The sequence below is a fragment of the Streptomyces sp. NBC_00654 genome (assembly GCF_026341775.1).
Taxonomy (GTDB): Bacteria; Actinomycetota; Actinomycetes; order Streptomycetales; family Streptomycetaceae; genus Streptomyces.
Genome location: NZ_JAPEOB010000001.1, coordinates 3,758,232 through 3,774,403 on the forward strand (window position 1 = coordinate 3,758,232; position 16,172 = coordinate 3,774,403).

The 16,172-nt window shown below is 71.7% G+C and carries 13 protein-coding genes; 1 reads left to right on the forward strand and 12 read right to left on the reverse strand.

Annotated elements, in window-relative coordinates:
* Positions 1-16 precede the first annotated feature (16 nt).
* The 7 genes from hisN to OHA98_RS16210 all read right to left on the reverse strand — a co-directional run bounded on the left by hisN (position 17) and on the right by OHA98_RS16210 (position 6,116).
* Positions 17-820, reverse strand: a complete 804-nt coding sequence (gene hisN, locus OHA98_RS16180; protein WP_266926403.1) for a histidinol-phosphatase — start codon at positions 818-820, stop codon at positions 17-19.
* Positions 821-824: 4 nt separating this feature from the next.
* Positions 825-1,514 carry a methyltransferase gene (locus OHA98_RS16185; protein ID WP_266926405.1) on the reverse strand — a complete coding sequence of 230 codons (690 nt, stop codon included), beginning with the start codon at positions 1,512-1,514 and terminating at the stop codon, positions 825-827.
* A gap of 26 nt (positions 1,515-1,540) precedes the next feature.
* Positions 1,541-2,830, reverse strand: coding sequence for a DegT/DnrJ/EryC1/StrS family aminotransferase (locus tag OHA98_RS16190; protein ID WP_266926407.1), 1,290 nt, complete (start codon positions 2,828-2,830; stop codon positions 1,541-1,543).
* A 76-nt stretch (positions 2,831-2,906) separates the two neighbouring features.
* Positions 2,907-3,923 (reverse strand): Gfo/Idh/MocA family protein, encoded by a 1,017-nt coding sequence (locus OHA98_RS16195; protein WP_266926409.1) that lies wholly within the window; start codon positions 3,921-3,923, stop codon positions 2,907-2,909.
* 130 nt (positions 3,924-4,053) lie between these two features.
* On the reverse strand, positions 4,054-4,524 hold the full coding sequence (locus OHA98_RS16200) for an NUDIX hydrolase (RefSeq protein WP_266926410.1): 471 nt from the start codon (positions 4,522-4,524) through the stop codon (positions 4,054-4,056).
* A gap of 173 nt (positions 4,525-4,697) precedes the next feature.
* The gene (locus tag OHA98_RS16205; RefSeq protein ID WP_266926412.1) at positions 4,698-5,009 is read right to left on the reverse strand and encodes a hypothetical protein; all 312 of its coding nucleotides are present in this window, start codon (positions 5,007-5,009) and stop codon (positions 4,698-4,700) included.
* Positions 5,010-5,264: 255 nt separating this feature from the next.
* Positions 5,265-6,116 (reverse strand): cyclopropane-fatty-acyl-phospholipid synthase family protein, encoded by an 852-nt coding sequence (locus tag OHA98_RS16210; RefSeq protein WP_266926413.1) that lies wholly within the window; start codon positions 6,114-6,116, stop codon positions 5,265-5,267.
* Between the two features lie 54 nt (positions 6,117-6,170).
* Between OHA98_RS16210 and OHA98_RS16215 the strand changes: the two genes are divergently transcribed.
* Positions 6,171-6,356 carry a hypothetical protein gene (locus OHA98_RS16215; RefSeq protein WP_266926414.1) on the forward strand — a complete coding sequence of 62 codons (186 nt, stop codon included), beginning with the start codon at positions 6,171-6,173 and terminating at the stop codon, positions 6,354-6,356.
* A 584-nt stretch (positions 6,357-6,940) separates the two neighbouring features.
* On the opposite strand, the gene OHA98_RS16220 is transcribed toward OHA98_RS16215, so the two are convergent.
* The 5 genes from OHA98_RS16220 to OHA98_RS16240 all read right to left on the reverse strand — a co-directional run bounded on the left by OHA98_RS16220 (position 6,941) and on the right by OHA98_RS16240 (position 16,165).
* Positions 6,941-7,294 (reverse strand): hypothetical protein, encoded by a 354-nt coding sequence (locus tag OHA98_RS16220; protein WP_266926416.1) that lies wholly within the window; start codon positions 7,292-7,294, stop codon positions 6,941-6,943.
* Positions 7,295-7,357: 63 nt separating this feature from the next.
* On the reverse strand, positions 7,358-8,680 hold the full coding sequence (locus OHA98_RS16225; RefSeq protein ID WP_266926417.1) for an Ig-like domain-containing protein: 1,323 nt from the start codon (positions 8,678-8,680) through the stop codon (positions 7,358-7,360).
* Between the two features lie 47 nt (positions 8,681-8,727).
* On the reverse strand, positions 8,728-9,807 hold the full coding sequence (locus OHA98_RS16230; RefSeq protein ID WP_266926419.1) for a WD40 repeat domain-containing protein: 1,080 nt from the start codon (positions 9,805-9,807) through the stop codon (positions 8,728-8,730).
* Positions 9,804-11,528 carry a hypothetical protein gene (locus OHA98_RS16235; RefSeq protein ID WP_266926420.1) on the reverse strand — a complete coding sequence of 575 codons (1,725 nt, stop codon included), beginning with the start codon at positions 11,526-11,528 and terminating at the stop codon, positions 9,804-9,806. Before OHA98_RS16235 ends, OHA98_RS16230 begins: the two co-directional genes overlap by 4 nt.
* A gap of 2 nt (positions 11,529-11,530) precedes the next feature.
* Positions 11,531-16,165, reverse strand: a complete 4,635-nt coding sequence (locus OHA98_RS16240) for a hypothetical protein (protein ID WP_266926422.1) — start codon at positions 16,163-16,165, stop codon at positions 11,531-11,533.
* Between the last annotated feature and the right edge of the window lie 7 nt (positions 16,166-16,172).

Below are 16,172 nucleotides of genomic sequence, written 5' to 3' on the forward strand. Positions count from 1 at the left end.
GTCCGTTTCTCTGCGATCAGGCGGCGCCGGGATCGGCTGCCGCCGAGAGGACTTTCAGGGCGAGCCGGTGCAACTGCGGGTTGGCGGACAGGGCGCCGGTGCCGCCCTGGGGCGAGGCGCCCAGGAGATTGGTGCAGACACCTCCGGCCTCCGCCACGAGAACTTGCAGGGCGGCGATGTCCCAGGCGTTCACGACCGGTTCGGCCGCGATGTCGAGGGTTCCTTCGGCGACCATGCAGTGCTGGAGGAAGTCCCCGAAGGCACGGTCCTCCCAGCACTCTTCGGCCAGGCGCAGATAGGCCTCATGCGAGTGGAAGACGTCCCAGGTACGGGTGCTGGTGGTGGACAGGTAGGCGTGGCCGAGACTGGTGTTGCCGGAAACCCGCAAGGGCCGGGGGGCGGTGCCCGGGCCGCGCCGTAGCCAGGCGCCCTGTCCGGCCGCCGCCCACCAACGGCTGTGCAGAGCTGGGGCGCTGATCACGCCGACGGTGGGCCGCCCGTCCTCCAGCAGGGCGATCAGCGTGGCCCAGACCGGAATTCCGCGCAGGAAGTTCTTGGTGCCGTCGATGGGGTCGACCAGCCAGGTGCGCCCGGTGGTGACGGAGCCGCCGGTCTCCTCCCCGGCGAAGGCGTCGTCTGGGCGGGCGGTTGTCAGTGCCTGGCGTACGGCCGTCTCGACGGCGGTGTCCGCGTCGGTCACGGGCGTACGGTCCGGCTTCTCCCGGACCGTCAGGTCGAGGGCCTGGAAGCGGTGGCCGGTGATGCGGTCGGCGATGTCGCAGAGTTGCAGGGCCAGTTCGAGATCGTCCTGTTGTGACATGGGATCACTCCGTGTGGAGTTCGAGCAGGTGGTACTCCATGACCCGGACCTCCTCGATCCGGCGCACGTGGCGCAGGAGTTCGACCCGCATGCCTGCCTTCTCCGCGATGGTGTCGAGCCGTTGGCGGTCCCCGAGGTCGGCCGTGCCCAGCAGCAGCCTGCCGCCGTCGGCCAGGTGTTCGTGGGCGCCGGTGAGGTACCGGGCCTGGCCCTGGTAGCCCGGATCGAAGACGGCGGAGTGCAGGACGGTGGAGAGCGGGAAGTCGTCCTCCACGTAGGTCCAGGGCACGTTCCAGAAGATGGCGTCGAAGCGGTCCGAGGGCCGGAGCGCTTCGTACATGTCGCTGTGGAGGACGCGCACCCGGTCGCTCACACCGTGCCGTTCGGCGTTGGCTGCCGTATTGGCCACTGCCTTGTCGTTGATGTCCAGCGCGGTGACGGAGGCACAGCCGTGGAGTGCGGCGGTCACGGAGATGACGCCCGTGCCGCAGCCGACCTCCAGGAACGAGCCGCCGGGCGGATAGGGCACCATCGAGGCCAGCACCTCGGTGGCGGCGCTCAGGGTGCTGGGGAACACGCCTCGGTGCAGGCTCCATTCCCGCCCCAGCAGGGTGAAGGAGTCCGGCAGGTCAGCACCGACGAGGGCGTGCTGGAGGGCCTGGGCAACGGTCTCGGGGGTCTCCTGGACGGTCATCGTCTTTGCCTCTCCGGCGGTGTGGGTCATCGGTTCGGCCCGGCGGCGTACCGTACGAGCACTTCGCGGTGGCGGCCGATCTTGCGGAAGGCTTCGGCGTACTGGTCGATGAGCGTCTTGTCCTCGGGCCAGTTGGTGAAGGTGGGCAGGGACAGCGCGGTCTGCTCGACGTGTTCCGCGTGCGAGCCGCTCTTGGGCCCGATGCCCTTCTTCGGTGTGCCGGGGAAGAGGGGGTTCTCCGGGCGGGCGTAGAGCGGCAGGGCCGACAGGCGGGGGCCGGAGGGGGCGCCCACTTCCATGCCTTCGGCACGCAGTGCCTCGATGAGGACGGCACGGGGGACGCCGCCCAGTGCCTCGGGCCGGTAGAGCGGTTTGTAGCCGTACCAGGCGCCCATGTCGACGTGGTCGGCCACGTGCACCGGCTCCAGGTAGGGCACGCCGCCGAGTTGCTCGCCGAGGTGGCGCAGGCAGCGGTGCCGGGCTTCCATGCGTGCCGGGAACGCCGCGAGTGCGTGCCGGGCGACGATGGCGTTGAACGGCGACATGCGCAGCTTCAGTCCGAAGCCGGTGACCCAGTGCGCCCGCAGGTCCTCGTCGAGTACGGCGTCCCGGGAGCGGTCCCGGTAGTGACCGAGGAGCGTGGCGCGGTCGTGCACCTGGGGGTCGCTCGTGACGAGGATGCCGCCCTCGCCCGCGTAGACGGCCTTGTTGGCCTGCAAGGAGAAGACCGCGGCGTCGCCGAAGGTGCCGACGGGCCTGCCCTTGTAGCGGCTGCCGTGGGCGTGGGAGCAGTCCTCCAGGACGCGCAGCCCGTGGCGCTCGGCGATGCCCAGGATCGCGTTCATGTCGCAGGGGTGGCCCCACTGGTGGACGACCGTGATGACCTTGGTGTGTTCGGTGAGCGCGGCCTGGAGTGCTTTCGGGTTCAGACCACGGGTCGCGGGGTCGATGTCGGCCAGGACCACGTCGCCGCGGAGCGCGAAGACGGGGCTCAGCGCCGCGTGGTAGGTGAGCGCCGGGCCCACGACGTCCACGCCTTCGCGCACACCGAGCGCGAAGTAGGCGGCGAAGAGGGCGCTGGTCCCGGAGTTGAAGGTGACGGCGAATCGGGCTCCGCCGTCCAGGAAGGCGAGGAAGTCGGCTTCGAGCCGGCCGATGGGACCGCTGTTGCCCTTGATGGAGATGTCGGTGTTCCGCTGCTCGGCCAGTTCCGACAGCTCCGCCTCGTCGGCGGGGGGCGGCCAGACTTCGTGCGGCAGCGGCTGTTCGATGACGGGCGTGCCGCCGAGGAGGGCGAGTTGCTCGGTGGTGGTCATGTGTCCTTCCTGCTTTGCGGGGGTGGGCTCTCGGGACCGGCGCACCGCATCCGGTCGGTGCGCGTACGGCGGTGGGTCAGGCGCACCGGTCGGCGAGCCTGTTCTGTTCGCCCGACCGGTCCCGGTAGATCCCGTCGATCGTGCGTACGGCGGCGAGCTGACGCTGGAAGTGGTCCTGGCGGTAGTAGCGGTCGTCCAGGTGTGCCAGATGGTGGGCGATCATGGAGCGCACGGCGTCGATCTTGGGGCCCGCCCAGGTGCAGCTCTCCAACGGCAGCCCTCCGACGGAGTGCAGGGTGGCGGCCGTAGGGGCGACACTCAACGCGCCTTCCGTGCCGAGCACACAGAGGCGTTCGACCTTCTCGTGGTTATGGCGCGAGATGCGCAGCGAGCCCGCCAGTCCCGTCGCGGGATAGCTGCACATCAGGCTGACGAGATCCTCCAGATGGCGGTCCCGCATCTCCCGGTACTGGTGCACGAAGGCGGAGCGCACCCGAGGAGGTTCGGGGAACAGTCCGCTGAGTACATCGATGAGGTGGTAGCCCATGTCGAGGAGCACACCGCCCATCGCCTGCTCCCTGGAGGCACGCCAACCCGTGGTCGGGTGCGCCAGGTTCAAGTGGTAGTCGTAGGAGAACCAGTAGGGCTGCCCGATCCGGGCGAGGCTCTTCTGGGCGAAGTGGAAGACCGGGTTGAAGTTCCGTTGCAGCAGCGTGAAGACGCTGCGGTCGGCCAGTTGCGCCAGGTGTATCAGTTGCCGGGCTTCCTGCTCGGTGACGGCGAACGGCTTCTCCTTGATGATGTGCCTGCCGTGGGACAGGAGTTCCGTGCAGACCGGGAAGTGCTCACTGTGCGGCACGGTGACCACAGCGGCGTCGAATTCGACTTTCTCCAGTGCCTCGTCGAGGACGTCATAGTGCGGGAATTCCCAAGCGTCGGCGAGTGACGAGGCCGCCGGGGCGGGGTCGACGCCGCCGACGACGTCGGCATTCTCTCGCACAATCGGCAGATACTCCTTTCCTTGATGTCCAGCAAATCCGACCACCAGTACTCGCGGTCGCGGTCGCACGTTGTTCAACCTGTCACTGGACATGCGAAATATCCCCCTCGCAGAAGATCTGACGATGACACGGGAAGCCAGGAAGGATCGCGGAGATCCCGATCGGACTCTTGGTCGCAGGGGATTCAGGTGGTTGCAGCGGATCCAGGTGGCCGCAGGGGATTCAGAGAACTTTGTGGCGCTTCCCGGAGGTGTTGGCGAGCCACGCGTGTGCTGCGGTCACCACGTCCTTGATGAAGTTGCTTCCGCCCGGTGAGTTCTTGTCGAGCAACGAGACCTCCGCGGCAGTGACCCAGGCGAACTCGGTGTGCTTGTCCCGTTCGAGTTCGGGCGAGGCGAGGTCCCCGTCCACCTCGACGACGTAGTCCGACTCGACGTGCAGCAGTCCGTCCGCCGTCCACTCCTCGTGCGCCACCAGGGCGAGGACCCGCCGTAGCCGCCACCCGGTCTCCTCTGTGATCTCCCTGCCCAGCGCGTCCAGGAGGGACTCCCCTTCCTCCACCGCTCCGCCGACGACGTCCCAGCAGTCGGGGAAGAGGCGTCGGTCGGCCGAGCGGCGCTGGACGAAGATTCGGTCGTACGGGTCGCGGATCAGCGCGCCCACCACACATCGGGGTTCGTTCGCCTCGGTCATGTCAGCCTTTCGCCGGGCTCGGTGGATCGCTCGGTTGAGGACCGCGCGGCGGGCGGGATTGGCTGTGGGTCGGGGTGGTGGGGAGCGGAGCCCCAGCCGCACCTGCGGCAACACGGCTTCCTTCGCGGAACGGGCTGACCGCTCTTCCCCGTCTCACTTGCGCGTAAGGGGCTTCATGTGCCCCATGCGCCGGGTAGAATAGAAAATGATTCGAACGGCTTGAAGAATTTTTCCGCCCTGAACATTACCTGGAACGCCGTGCTGTGCATGGGTTCAGAGAAATCTTCAGACGCCTCAATTTCCTCTTGACGCGACGTCACTTCATATGCTGAAGGTGTGACACGGCAGGTGTCGTATATCCCGCACCGGGTTGGCGCCGCGGCAGTGCGCACTGAACCGCAGACCGCGATCGTCTCGGGCCGTCCACGCGGCCAATGGGGGGCGTCTTCCTCGTTTTCGCCCAAGCGATCATTCTTTTCTGCCACCGCCGGTAGTCTCGCGCTGGAGTATGTTGGCCGGATTTACCACCCGACGAGGCCGAGGTCTTCGGTCACGTCAGCGCTTCTTCTGGTTCTCTTTCCCCTCTACCGCCGCGCAGACCGGGGCGAGCTGGACTGCACCGATGCCCCCCCCGGACCGTGACCACGCGCAGCGAGGTCAGCGGGAGCGCCCCCGAGAACGGGGCGCTCCCGCTGACCAGCGCCGGGGCGATGCGGCGAAGTCGCGGACGGTGGTTTCGCTCAGAGGCGGCGGGCGACCAGGAAGACGTAGCCGATCTGTGGGAGCGCACCGAACCGGGGAAGGGAGCGCGTGGAGTTGAAGAATTCGTAGTGGGGGTCGTCGGCGGAGGGTGCGACATCGGCGAAGGCATCGGCGAACGCCTGGTAGGTGCGCCGGACATGCTCTCCGATGTCGTTGAACTCCACCACCTCCATATCGGCGCGGGCGAGGGCCGTTCGGAGCTCCGCCGGTTCGGGAAACCCGGGGGACCCGAACGCCTGGCCGGTCCGGCGGACCGTCTCCGCGGCCTCCCCGGTCACCGGCGAGCGGAGCAGCACATCGGTGACGACCAGCGGGCTGCCGGGCCGCAGGGTGCGGGCGATCTCAGTGAGGGCGGCGGTACGGTCGGGGATGTGCATCATGGACTCGATGGCCCAGGCGCCGTCGAAGGACGCGGCCTCGAAGGGCAGTGCGCAGGCGTCCGCGTAGCGGAACTCCACCCGATCTGCGAGGCCGGCGGCGGCCGCCCGGGTACGGGCGAGGTCGATGTCCTCGGCGCTGACCGAGACTCCCGACACGCGCACGCCGGTGGCGCGGGCGATGCGCAGGGCCGGCCGTCCGGTTCCGCAGCCGACGTCCAGCAGACGCCGGCCAGGTGCGCCGGCCAGTTGTGCCGCCACGAGGTCGGTGAGCCGGTCGGTGGCCTGGTTGAGGGAACGGTCGTCCGCGGTGCTGTCCCAGTAGCCGACGTGGATGTTCCCGTCGACGGCCGCGCCGTCCGCGGTCTCGGTCTGCGTGTCCTGCTCGTTGTGGAGTCGGTCGGCGTCCGGCGATGAAGGGAGGGTGTGGTGTGCGGTCGGGTCGTTGGTCATCGATGTCTCCCGCGCGTGAGGGTGTGCCAGCTGGTGAGGAGGCCGATCTGCCGCATGACCGCCGAAGGCGATGACTCGGCGGGCTGTGCTTTGCCGAAAGCCCTGTGCGGCACTGCGGCGCGGCTCGACGGCCGCTTCGTCAACGCCTGCCTGATGGTGGAGCTCGCGCTGTCGAGCGCGGGCCACGACGGAGAACCCTTGGGGGCGCGGCGCCCGACGCCGGATTCGCCGTCATTCTGAAGAATGTACTGGTGGCGCCACCACCCCGGAAGACGGCCTCATCGCAACCGCCGAGTCCCTGGTTTCCTTCAGAACGGGGCCACAAGGTAAGGGAGTTCGCCCGTGCGGCGCTTGCCTGGGCCAGGTCCTCGTATCTGTTCGCCGTCTCCGGCCCCGGCTCGCCCGCTCGCGCAGCACGCCGATGCGGTACAACCTGCGGAAGGTCTCGCCGCGTAACTCTCCTGGCCCGGAAGGCGCCGTGTGGCGCCTCGCCCCAGGACGTCACACGGCGCCTGCGGCGCTGGCACCTTTCTTGAACGGTTCCGGTGACGCCCCGCACCTGGGGCGGGCGGCCCGGGCGTTGCGGGTGGCCGGAGGTTCGGCGTGCCGGCGGGGCTCGGACCGAGACGACGGTGATGCCGGGCGGACGGGTGAAGAGCACACCGGCCAGGTGCGGCACGGCACGGCAGCCGCGCTGACGACCTTCCTGGCCCACCGCTCACGCGGTGCGACAACCGCCCAGGCCCTGGCGGAGGCGACAGCGGCCGCAGCCGGGTACGTCGCGGCCCCGACCCTCCCGATCCCCGCGCCCCGACGCGGCTGACCTACCGACTTGGGGGCCTCTCCCGATGTCGTTCCCCATAGCCCATCGGCTCTTCGCCGCGCACGACCGTGCTCTCGCCGCCGGCCTCGCCGACCGGCTTGCCGCGGAGGTCGGTCCCGATCGTGCCTTCCTGCCGTTCTGCGGCACCGACGAGGAGGACCTCGTCGCCGAGGTCAAGGGGCGCCGCCTGTTCGAGCTTGACCGCGAACGCCTCGGCGCCGTGATCGCCATCCTGCACGGTCCGAGCTCTGACGACGGGGTTTGCATGGAGATCGGATACGCCAGCACCTCCGGCGTGCCCGTCGTCGTGCTCACCATTGACTTCCAGACCTATTTCGATGACCGAGGCCGGCACCCACCTCGAATTCCTTGTCCCCTCTTTCCCTGCTGTTGTCCCCCGGTCCTGCCCTGTCGCTCCTCAGGGTGTGCGCGCGCCTCCACGGACGTGCAGCGTCGTCATGCTCGGGCGGTGCGCGTCGTCCCCTTCGTAGGCGACGACGATCTCCTGATCGCCCTTCGGCGGGGCCGCCGTGCGCAGCGTCGCCAGGCCCAGCTCGTCCAGGAGGACCGTGCCGAGGGACACCCCGTCCGCGGTGAAGGTGACCCTGCCCCGGGGCGGGGCTCCGCCCGGGACGGCCCGGGCGATGCGGACCGTGAGGACCGCAAGTCCAGCGGTCGCGGTCGCGGGGGAGCCCTCCGGGGCCGAGGAGTACGAGCGGGTGCCCGGCGGAGCGACGACGAGGGCGCCGTCGCGCGTGACCCGGAAGCCGCTGCACACGCCGTGCGCCGTCCGTGGCTGGTAACCGCTCGCGGGAGCGAGGACTGCGGTCAGTTCGCGAGGGGTATGCGGCAGGCCGTCGAGGGCCGCGATGCCGAGGAGGTCGCTGTCCGCTTCGGCGGCGCCGAGTGCCACGGGGAACCCGCTCACGACGAGGGTGCGTGTGCCGCGCCCGGTCAGGAAAGTGTCGCAGGACGGGTCGTAGTCGACGTTCCCGTCGGCGCGGACGGTGTACGAGAAGTCGGCGGGCAGACCGGGTGCGGTGTGGAAGGTGTATCCGGCGGCCGGAAGCATCGTGAGCCGGTGCACGGTGTCCGGGGACAGGAAGGAGCCCATGCCCGCGTCCGGCACGCCGACCGGCAGCAGGCCGTGGGAGAGGGACCGGCCGTCGACCGTGACGGTGCGTCCCTGGATCGTGAGGGTGCTTCCGGTGGCCTCGGCGACACCGGCTTCCGCGGCCTTCATGGCGAGCTGGACCTGCCCGTCGGGTGCGACGGAGAAGGCGAGGGCGCCGACGGCGGTGCCTGCCTCGACCAGCAGCCGGTAGCTCGCGGAGGGCAGCAGGAGCAACTCGTGGACGCGGTCCGAGGACAGCGGACCGGCGCCCGGCAGCTCCGGCGTGAGCGGGTGGTCCAGAGCTCTGGCATCGATGGTGACCGGCATCCCTCGCACGGTGAGGCGGTGTCCGCCGCGGCCGTCGAGGAACGCGTCGTGCTCGGGTGCGAAGTCGAGGGTTCCGTCCTCGCGTACGTCGAAGGTGACGGCGGCCGTCGTACCGTCGCCCAGACGCAGCCGATAGCCCGTGCCCGCGGGTAGCGCCACCTCCGGCGGCGGTACGGCGGCCCCGTCGACGAGGCCGTCCCAGGGGCTGCTCCCGGCCCCGGCCCCGGCCCCGGAGTCGTCCCGGGAGACCGCGACGAGGGGGAACGTCAGCTGTGAGGTGTCGATGGTGATGGAAGGCATCGGCTCTCCCGAGAAGGGGCGAACGGGTCAGGGCATCCGAAAGCTGCTCAGAACGGTGTGGTTCCCTGGATCTCCAGGCGCGGCACGGCCTCGATCCGGGTCAGCGTGCGGGCGGGCCGCAGCGGCACGCCGGTGATCCGCTCCCACCGCAGGATCCGCCGGTCCCAGCCGCCCGTCAGGAGCTCGGACCCGTCCCGTGTCGTCGTCATGGACCAGATGGCGGTCGCGTGCGCGGGCAGCGCCGCACCGATACGCTGCCCGGTCCGGTCCCAGCGGTGCAGGGTGCCGTTCGAGCAGGCCGCCGTGATCTCGCCGTCCCCCGTGAGCAGCACGCACCGCACCGGCGCCCCCGCCATGAGCGGCGCCCCGGTGGGCCGGTCCGCACCGCGGTCCCACCGGCGCACCGTGCCGTCCAGGCCGCCGGAGGCGAACTCCCGTCCCTCGGGGCCGATCGCGAGCGACTGCACCGGACCGTCGTGTCCGAGCAGCGGCTCGCCGAGCGGCGTGCCGGCCGTACGGTTCCAGCGCCGTACGGTGCCGTCCTGGCCGGCCGTGACGATCAGGTCGTCGTCGGGGGTGAGGGCCACCGCTCGCACCGCGCCGAAGGGTCCGCGCAGTGGTTCGCCGAGCGGGCTCCAGGTCGTCCGCTCCCAGCGGCGGACCGTGCCGTCCCGGGAAGCGGTCACCAGTTCGTGGCCGTCGCGGGTGCGGGCCAGGCCGAGGATCGGTGCCGCATGGGCGGCGAAGCGTTCGGCGAAGGCCGTGCCGGTCGTCCGCTCCCAGCGCCCCAGCGTGCCGTCGGCGCCCCCGGTGACGACCTCCAGGTCATCGGGCGTCAGCACCATTCCCCAGATGGTCCGTTTGGCGTGCAGAGCGAACGGACCGGCCAGTTGCAGCCCGGTCAGCCTCTCCCAGCGGAACATCCTTCCGTAACAGTCCGTGCCGACGATCTCCGCGTCGTCGGAGGTCAGGGCGATCACCGACACATCCGTGCGGATGTCGAACCCGGACCCATCGATCCGGGACGCCTCGGTCGCGAACCGTGTGGTCCCGAGTGCCTCGGTTCCCGCGCCCTCGGTGCGGATACGTCCCAGCCGGGGGAGCGGGCTGCCCCGCCCCGCGTTCACCGCTGCTCCTTCGGCGGTACGGCTCCGTCGAACGCGAGGGCGCTGGAGGCCTCGCCCCTCCCGGCACGCACACGGCGGCCCACCCACTGGAAGACCCGGCCGTCCTCACCGCGTGCCACCACCGGCACGCGGGTGACGGTCACTCCCGACCGGGGGATCTCCTCGTCGCGGAAGGACACCCGCTTCACCTCCGGCTCCAGGATCCGTCCGGCCGCCTTGACCTGCGGCAGCCGCGTACCGTTCGCCGCGAAGCGGGGAATCTGCCCGCGTCGCAGGCAGACGGCGGCCGATCCTGCCTCAAGGGGCACCGGCACGAGCGGGATCCAGTGCGCCGGCACGGGGGTGAGCAGTCGGTAGGCGAGTGCCGCCGGATCGGTCGGTGGCACCTGCGGATCCGCGTCCGATGGCTCGTCGGCGCGTACCCGTGGCCTGCCGGTGGCGCCCTGCACGACCCGTTCGATCGCGAAGCCCAGGTTGGCCATCTCGTCGCGGGCGAACAGCACCTCCTCGACGGCCGTGCCCTCCAGCCGAGCCGAAGCGGTCGGCAACAGCGGCAGCAACGGCGGCCCGGCCCTGCCGTCCTGGGCGTTCGTCAGCCGGAACACCGACCAGGCGTCGTGCTCGGCCGGTCCGACCACCGTGGTGTCCTCGAAGGTGTCGACGACCGTGAGCCCGGAGATCCGGTGGAGCGCGCTCGTGGCCAGTTCCAGCGGGATCATCCAGTGGTCGTTGCCGTAGATGTTCGCGAACTCGACGACGAGGAGCCGGGCCAGGTCCGGCACCCCCGCCCCCACGGCGGGCAGATTGACCCGCGCGTCCTCGAACTCCCACCAGCGGTCCGCCGGCATGCCCGGATACGTGACCCGCGTGGGCAGTACGCCCTTCGCCGTGCCACCGGTCGGCGCGGGCAGCGGGGTCGTACCGGCGTCGAGGTCGAAGTGGTACGCGTCGGCGGCGCCCCCGGTGAACTCGGAGGCCGTCAGTGTCACCGCCCGCCCGCCCGGCTCGGCCGTGACGGCGAACCGGTGTTCGAGCCGCTCCCGGGCCCAACTCGACGGCACCGGTGTCCCGTACTGATCGGCGAACCACTCCAGCCACAGCTCCGCTGCCTTGTCGAACGCGGTCTGCTGCGCTCCGGAGAGCCCCGGAGGCCGCCAGCCGTCGTCCAAGTGCCCGGCGAGCGCGACCCCGTCGGGCACCCTGCCCGCGAGCACCGCGCGCAACGCCCGCCCGCCGGGGTCGCGCCGGAGCGGATCGTCCTCCGGTCGCGCGGGCGGCCGGGCCAGCGGCGCCTTCGCCAGCACCGCGGCGTCGATCTGCTCCAGGACGGTGTCCGACAGGCTCTGGGTGCGCAGCGTGTCGAGGAAGCGCCGCCCGGCCCGGGCGGAGGCCCGCAGGGGCAGCGCCTTCGCGGTCTCGCCGGGCGCGCCCCCCGCCTCCGCGAGGAACTCCAGCGGAACCCCCTTCGGCAGGGGGACCTCCGCCCCTCCACCCGCCGGGCGGAACGCGCCGAGCGGAGTGCTCTCGGTGGCGATCTCGCACCACACCGGCGAGCCGCCGTCCTCGCCCGCGAACTCCGCCAGCTGCCACTGCCGGGCGAGCATGAACAACGGGTCGGCCACCCGGGCGGCCAGCGACTCGTCCAGCTGCCCGCCGGTGCCGCTCGGCCGTACCACTGGCTCCAGGCGGTGGTACTGGTTGAAGGAAATGACATCGAACATCGTCAGGACTCCTTCTTGATCAGTTGCTCCATCACGTCCGCCAGCTCCGGCCGTTTCATGATGTTGAGCAGGTGCACCGAGGGCTGCGTCCCCATCGCCCCCTCGGGCAGATACGCGGCCGGCAGGTAACGCCCCAGCCAGCCCAGCGCGTCCAGGTCCACGAGCCGTAGTTTCGCCAGGGCGAACGCCTCGTCGACGGTGGCGGCCAGCACGTCCGGGGTCCACGGCACCCCGACCACCGGCGGCACCGCGACCAGCACCGCCTGCGGAGCCCGAGCCCCGGGCGCGTCGTAGTGGAACGTGGCGCCCGCCGTGTGCTGCTGAGCGGGGATCAGCTCTGCCCAGGCATCGACGACGAGCACGGCGGCCTTGCCCGTTCCGAGCGGCTGTGCGGGGCCGTGCACCAACAGACCGGTGGCCGGCTTGTCCTCGTCGGCGGGTTCGCGCAGGGCGCCCACCCACCGGTCGCCCGGCGCGAAGGGCACCTGCCCGATCCGCAGGGCGTAGCCGGTACCCGTCGCCGCGGCACCGGTGTGCAGCAGCAGATCCGCCAAGGCGCCGGTGCCCGGCCGCACCGTGCCCATCAGCTCCGCCCAGTCGCCCGGCACCAGCCGGGCGTCGCCGCCGCGGTCGAGCCCGGAGCCGAACGAGGCGTCCAGCGCATCGGTGGCGGGCGCGGCTGACCGGCCCACGGCCCGGAACCCGGGTCCGAACACCGCCTCCAGGACCTCGGCCGCGGCCCCCGGTCCGCCCTCCGCCGTCTCCTGCTCGGCGAGCCGGATCCGCTCCTTCGCCTCGCGCAGGGCGGCTGCCAGCTGGTCGGCCTGCTCGTCGACCGGTCCGGTAGGCGGCCCGGTCACCCCGTAGGCGGCGAGTTTCTCCAGGTTCGCCGCGTCCAGCGCCGCCCGCAGGCCGGCGAGGGCCTTCTGCGCGCGGTCCGAGAACTCCAGGTCCGTGGCCGGCGGAGGCGGATTGTCCGCGGGTGCCAGGTCGGCCGTGGTGCCGGGCCGGGCGGCCGCGAGCACGGCCGCGACCGTCGCACCGAGCGCCTCCAGCTGGGCGATGTCCACGGTGGTACGGGTCCAGCTCGAGGCCCGGCCCGGGAGCAGGACGGGGACGGCGTCGTCGGGCACGGTCGACGGCTGCTGCGGCAGGAGCGCCTGCTCCAGCACGGTCCGCAGCCGGCCTGCTGCGGCGAGCGCCACCACGTCCAGGGCGCAGTGCCGGGTGAGCGGCCATGTGTGCTCGGTGACCGTGGCGGTGCCCGTCCCGGCCTCCTGGCCGGGACGCAGCCACGCGGCGCGCAGCTTGATCCGGGGGGCGGCCCCGAGTTGGTGGCCGGCCCAGGTGTCGAGCAGGGGTTCGGCCTCGGCCCTCGGCCGTGTGGTCTGCTGTGCGCCGTCCCAGCCCGCCGCGCGGGGCGATCCCTCCGGGACCACGACGAGGACCCGGTGGTTCACCGGGATGCCGCGCCGCGGCGTGTCGAGCACCTGGGGCCGTGCTGGCGGCTGCCCGCCCGCGGCGAGGGAGTCCAGTGTGGCACCGGCGCGGTCCGGATTGCCCTGGGTCAGCTGGTGGACGCTCTCGGCGAGGAGCAGGTCCCCGACGGCGTCGAGGTCGTCGCGGAGTGCGGTCAGGTGGCGCCGTACGGCCCGTTCCTCATCGGCGGTCATCGGTGAGCCGCCCGAGTTCGCTCGCAGGTGTGTGACGACCTCGTTCACGGGCACCCCGGCGAGCCGAGCGCCGTCCGTGACGTCGTGGGCACCGATGAACTCCTGCGCTCCCGCGGCGGGGTGCTGGACGCTCTGCACCGACCATTTGGCCCGCAGGGGAGCGATGAACCGGTCCAACTCCAGGGGTGCGTCGGCCAGTTCCCGTTCGTCGTGCAGTCGCCGTTCGAGCCGGTAGCCGAGCAGAGCCCCCAGGGGCTGGCCCTGGGCGACGCCGTCGAGGACGGTCATGGCCACCCGCATCCGCCGCGAGGACAGGTCGACCGCGAAGGCACCGGCGTCTGTGGGGTGCGACAGGTTGCCGCTGTGCAGCACGGCCGCGGTGGCGGCCTGCGGCAGCGAGGGAGCGAGCACCCATCCCCGGCTGCGCGGCACGCCGGCGGGCGTCAGGTTCTCCACCCAGCCGTACGCGCCCAGCTGCACCCCGGTCGGGCGGCGGCCCGGCCGGCGCAGTGCGTGGAGGCGGGCGGTGGCGAGGGATCCGATCCAGGCGTCGAGCCGGTGGGAGACGAGATCGAGGCATTCGCCGAGCAGCCGCTCCATGGCGGCGAAGGGATCCTCCTCGCGGCCCTGCCAGGTCTTCACCCGGCCGGCCAGGTACTGCAACGCGGCGTCGATCTCCGCCAGGCGCACGCTCCAGGGCCGCTCCGTGCCCAGCAGGCCGAGAACACCGTTGCGCCGGGTCGCTGCCTCGAAGACCTGTCCGGCCATGGAGGCACGAGCGTCGAGGATGGTCCGGTACACGGTCGAGTCGCGATCGGTCCCGCTGTCCGCGACGGCCGTCGGCGCGGACAGCGCCATGATCTTGCCCAGGGTGAAGGGGCGGGCGAGCAGCTTGGCGCTGGTGAGGGTGTTCAGCTCGTGCGTGGGGTTGAGCAGGGCTTCGGCGAACCGCAGCCGGGGCCACAGCGCGTCCGGGTCACGGACTCCGGACGCGGCCCGCCCGTACTCCAGGTTCGCGGTGTGCCGCAGCAGCGCCTCCAGGAGGGTGCGCGCCTCCTCCTTGCGGACCGTGAGCCTGATCAGTTCGAAGCGCTCGACGACGGCGTTGAGGAACCCGATCAGGTCGTCCGCCGGGTCGGTGCCTTCGGGCAGCTTCGCGGGACGGACGTACGGCAGCCACAGCCGGGTGGCCGCCCCGTTGATCTGGTGGCTGATCTTCGGCCGGTAGCTGATGCCGAGCGCCGCGTTGAGTGCCTGGGAGTGCCGGTCCTCCGGGGTGTCGCCGACGCAGTACCCGGTGCCGCCGAAGCTGATGCCGCTCATGCTGAGCGAGGCGTCCTTGAAACAGGCCAGGAGCCCGCCCTGGACGGAACGCACCGACACCGTCCGCGACACCGGCGCCATCCCGAGGGCGCGCAGCACGTCACGTTCGGGCTTGGGCAGCGTGAGGGTCTCCCCGGGCTGGTCGGGGCCGCCGACCCGGGGCAGGGTGTCGACGCCGACCTCCCAGAACGGGCGCAGCACGCCGAGGACGCGGTGCAGCCCCTTCAGACCCGACGGCTCGTGCTCGTCGGGCTGCCAGCGCGCGGTGGCGGTGACCGGCAGCACCCCGTACGGCTGCCTGCCGACCCGCAGAACAGGGAGCGGCCCCCGGGCCCGTACGTTCTCGTAGTAGTGGCGGCGCAGCCAGGACCGGTCGACGGTGAGCTCCGTACCTCCCCGGTCCTTCTCCAGGAGTTCGTCGAGGTAGAAGTCCCCGGTGGCGCTCCACAGGGCCATCTGCAGGGCGCGCGCGTCGGCCTGCTCCGGCTCGTCGGCCCCGGGCAGGGCCGTGAGCGCGGACACCGGAATGCCGAACGCGGCCGCGAGGCGGGAGCAGTTCGCCCACTCGTCGGGCGCCGCGGCGGGGCCGAAGACACCGAGCAGCCGGTCCACGTCCGGGGGCGGCGGTGCGGAACCGGCCTCGTCCCGGGTGTTGTTGGTCGCCGTGCCCTGCCGCACGAATGCCGCCTCGCCGTCCCCGTCCCGGCCGGCCAGCAGTCGGGTGAGCCGTCCCGCCGAGGCCTGGGGGTCGAGGGAGCCGGACACCCCGAACGCGACCACCCGGGTGAGCAGCGGTTCCCTGGCCGGCTCGTAACCGTTCCGGTCCAGCAGCACGGTGACGGCGAGCCCCTTCTCCTCCGCCTCGGAGAACTTCGTCAGCCAGCGCAGCTCCGGGTCGAGGTGCGGTTCGCCCTCCTCGGGCGTCGCGTCCGGGTCGGGCCCGACCTGCACGACGTCCGGGACTGGCTTGCCCTCCTTCTCACCGACCAGCACATCGCCTTGATACGCCCGTACGACAAAGAGGTCCGGAAGGGTAGAGGCGGTCGCCGCACGGTTCCAGCCTCGCCCGCGGACCGGGACCTCGGGCCAGGACGGCTCCGGATCCGGCGCGGAGTCGGACAGCGGCGACGGTGGCCGGGTGTCCGAGACGGGTGTGAGCAGCCGTACGAGCCAGCGGGCCCGCTGCGCACCGAGTGCGCCCGACAGCTGCCCCCAGGCGGCGAGGAGCAGCCGGCCCCGGTCCCCGTCCGCGTTGTCGCTGCGGCCGGCCCGCCACACCGTCCGCCAGTAGCGGCGGCCCTGCTCCACCTCGCCCGCGGTGGGGTGCGGCTCGTGCGACTCGACATGGATGTCGTCGGGGAAGATCCGCACGAGCAGCTTGTCGTGGCCGCCGTCCCTCCGCACCCGGGTTTCCAGCCGTACGGGCAGGAGCACCAGAGGTACTTCTGGATCCAGGTCGGCGAGCAGCGGGGCGAACCCCCTCCCGGCGAAGGCACGCACGCCCTCGTCCAGGGCGCCTCGGGTCGTGCCGATGCGGCTGAAGACGGCCTGCCGGTCGGTGGCGGTGGCCCGGGCGCCGAGGAGCGCACGGTGCTCCTCGGCCTCGGTCACGGCCCGGCGCAGTGCGCCGAGATCGGTCATGTGTCGT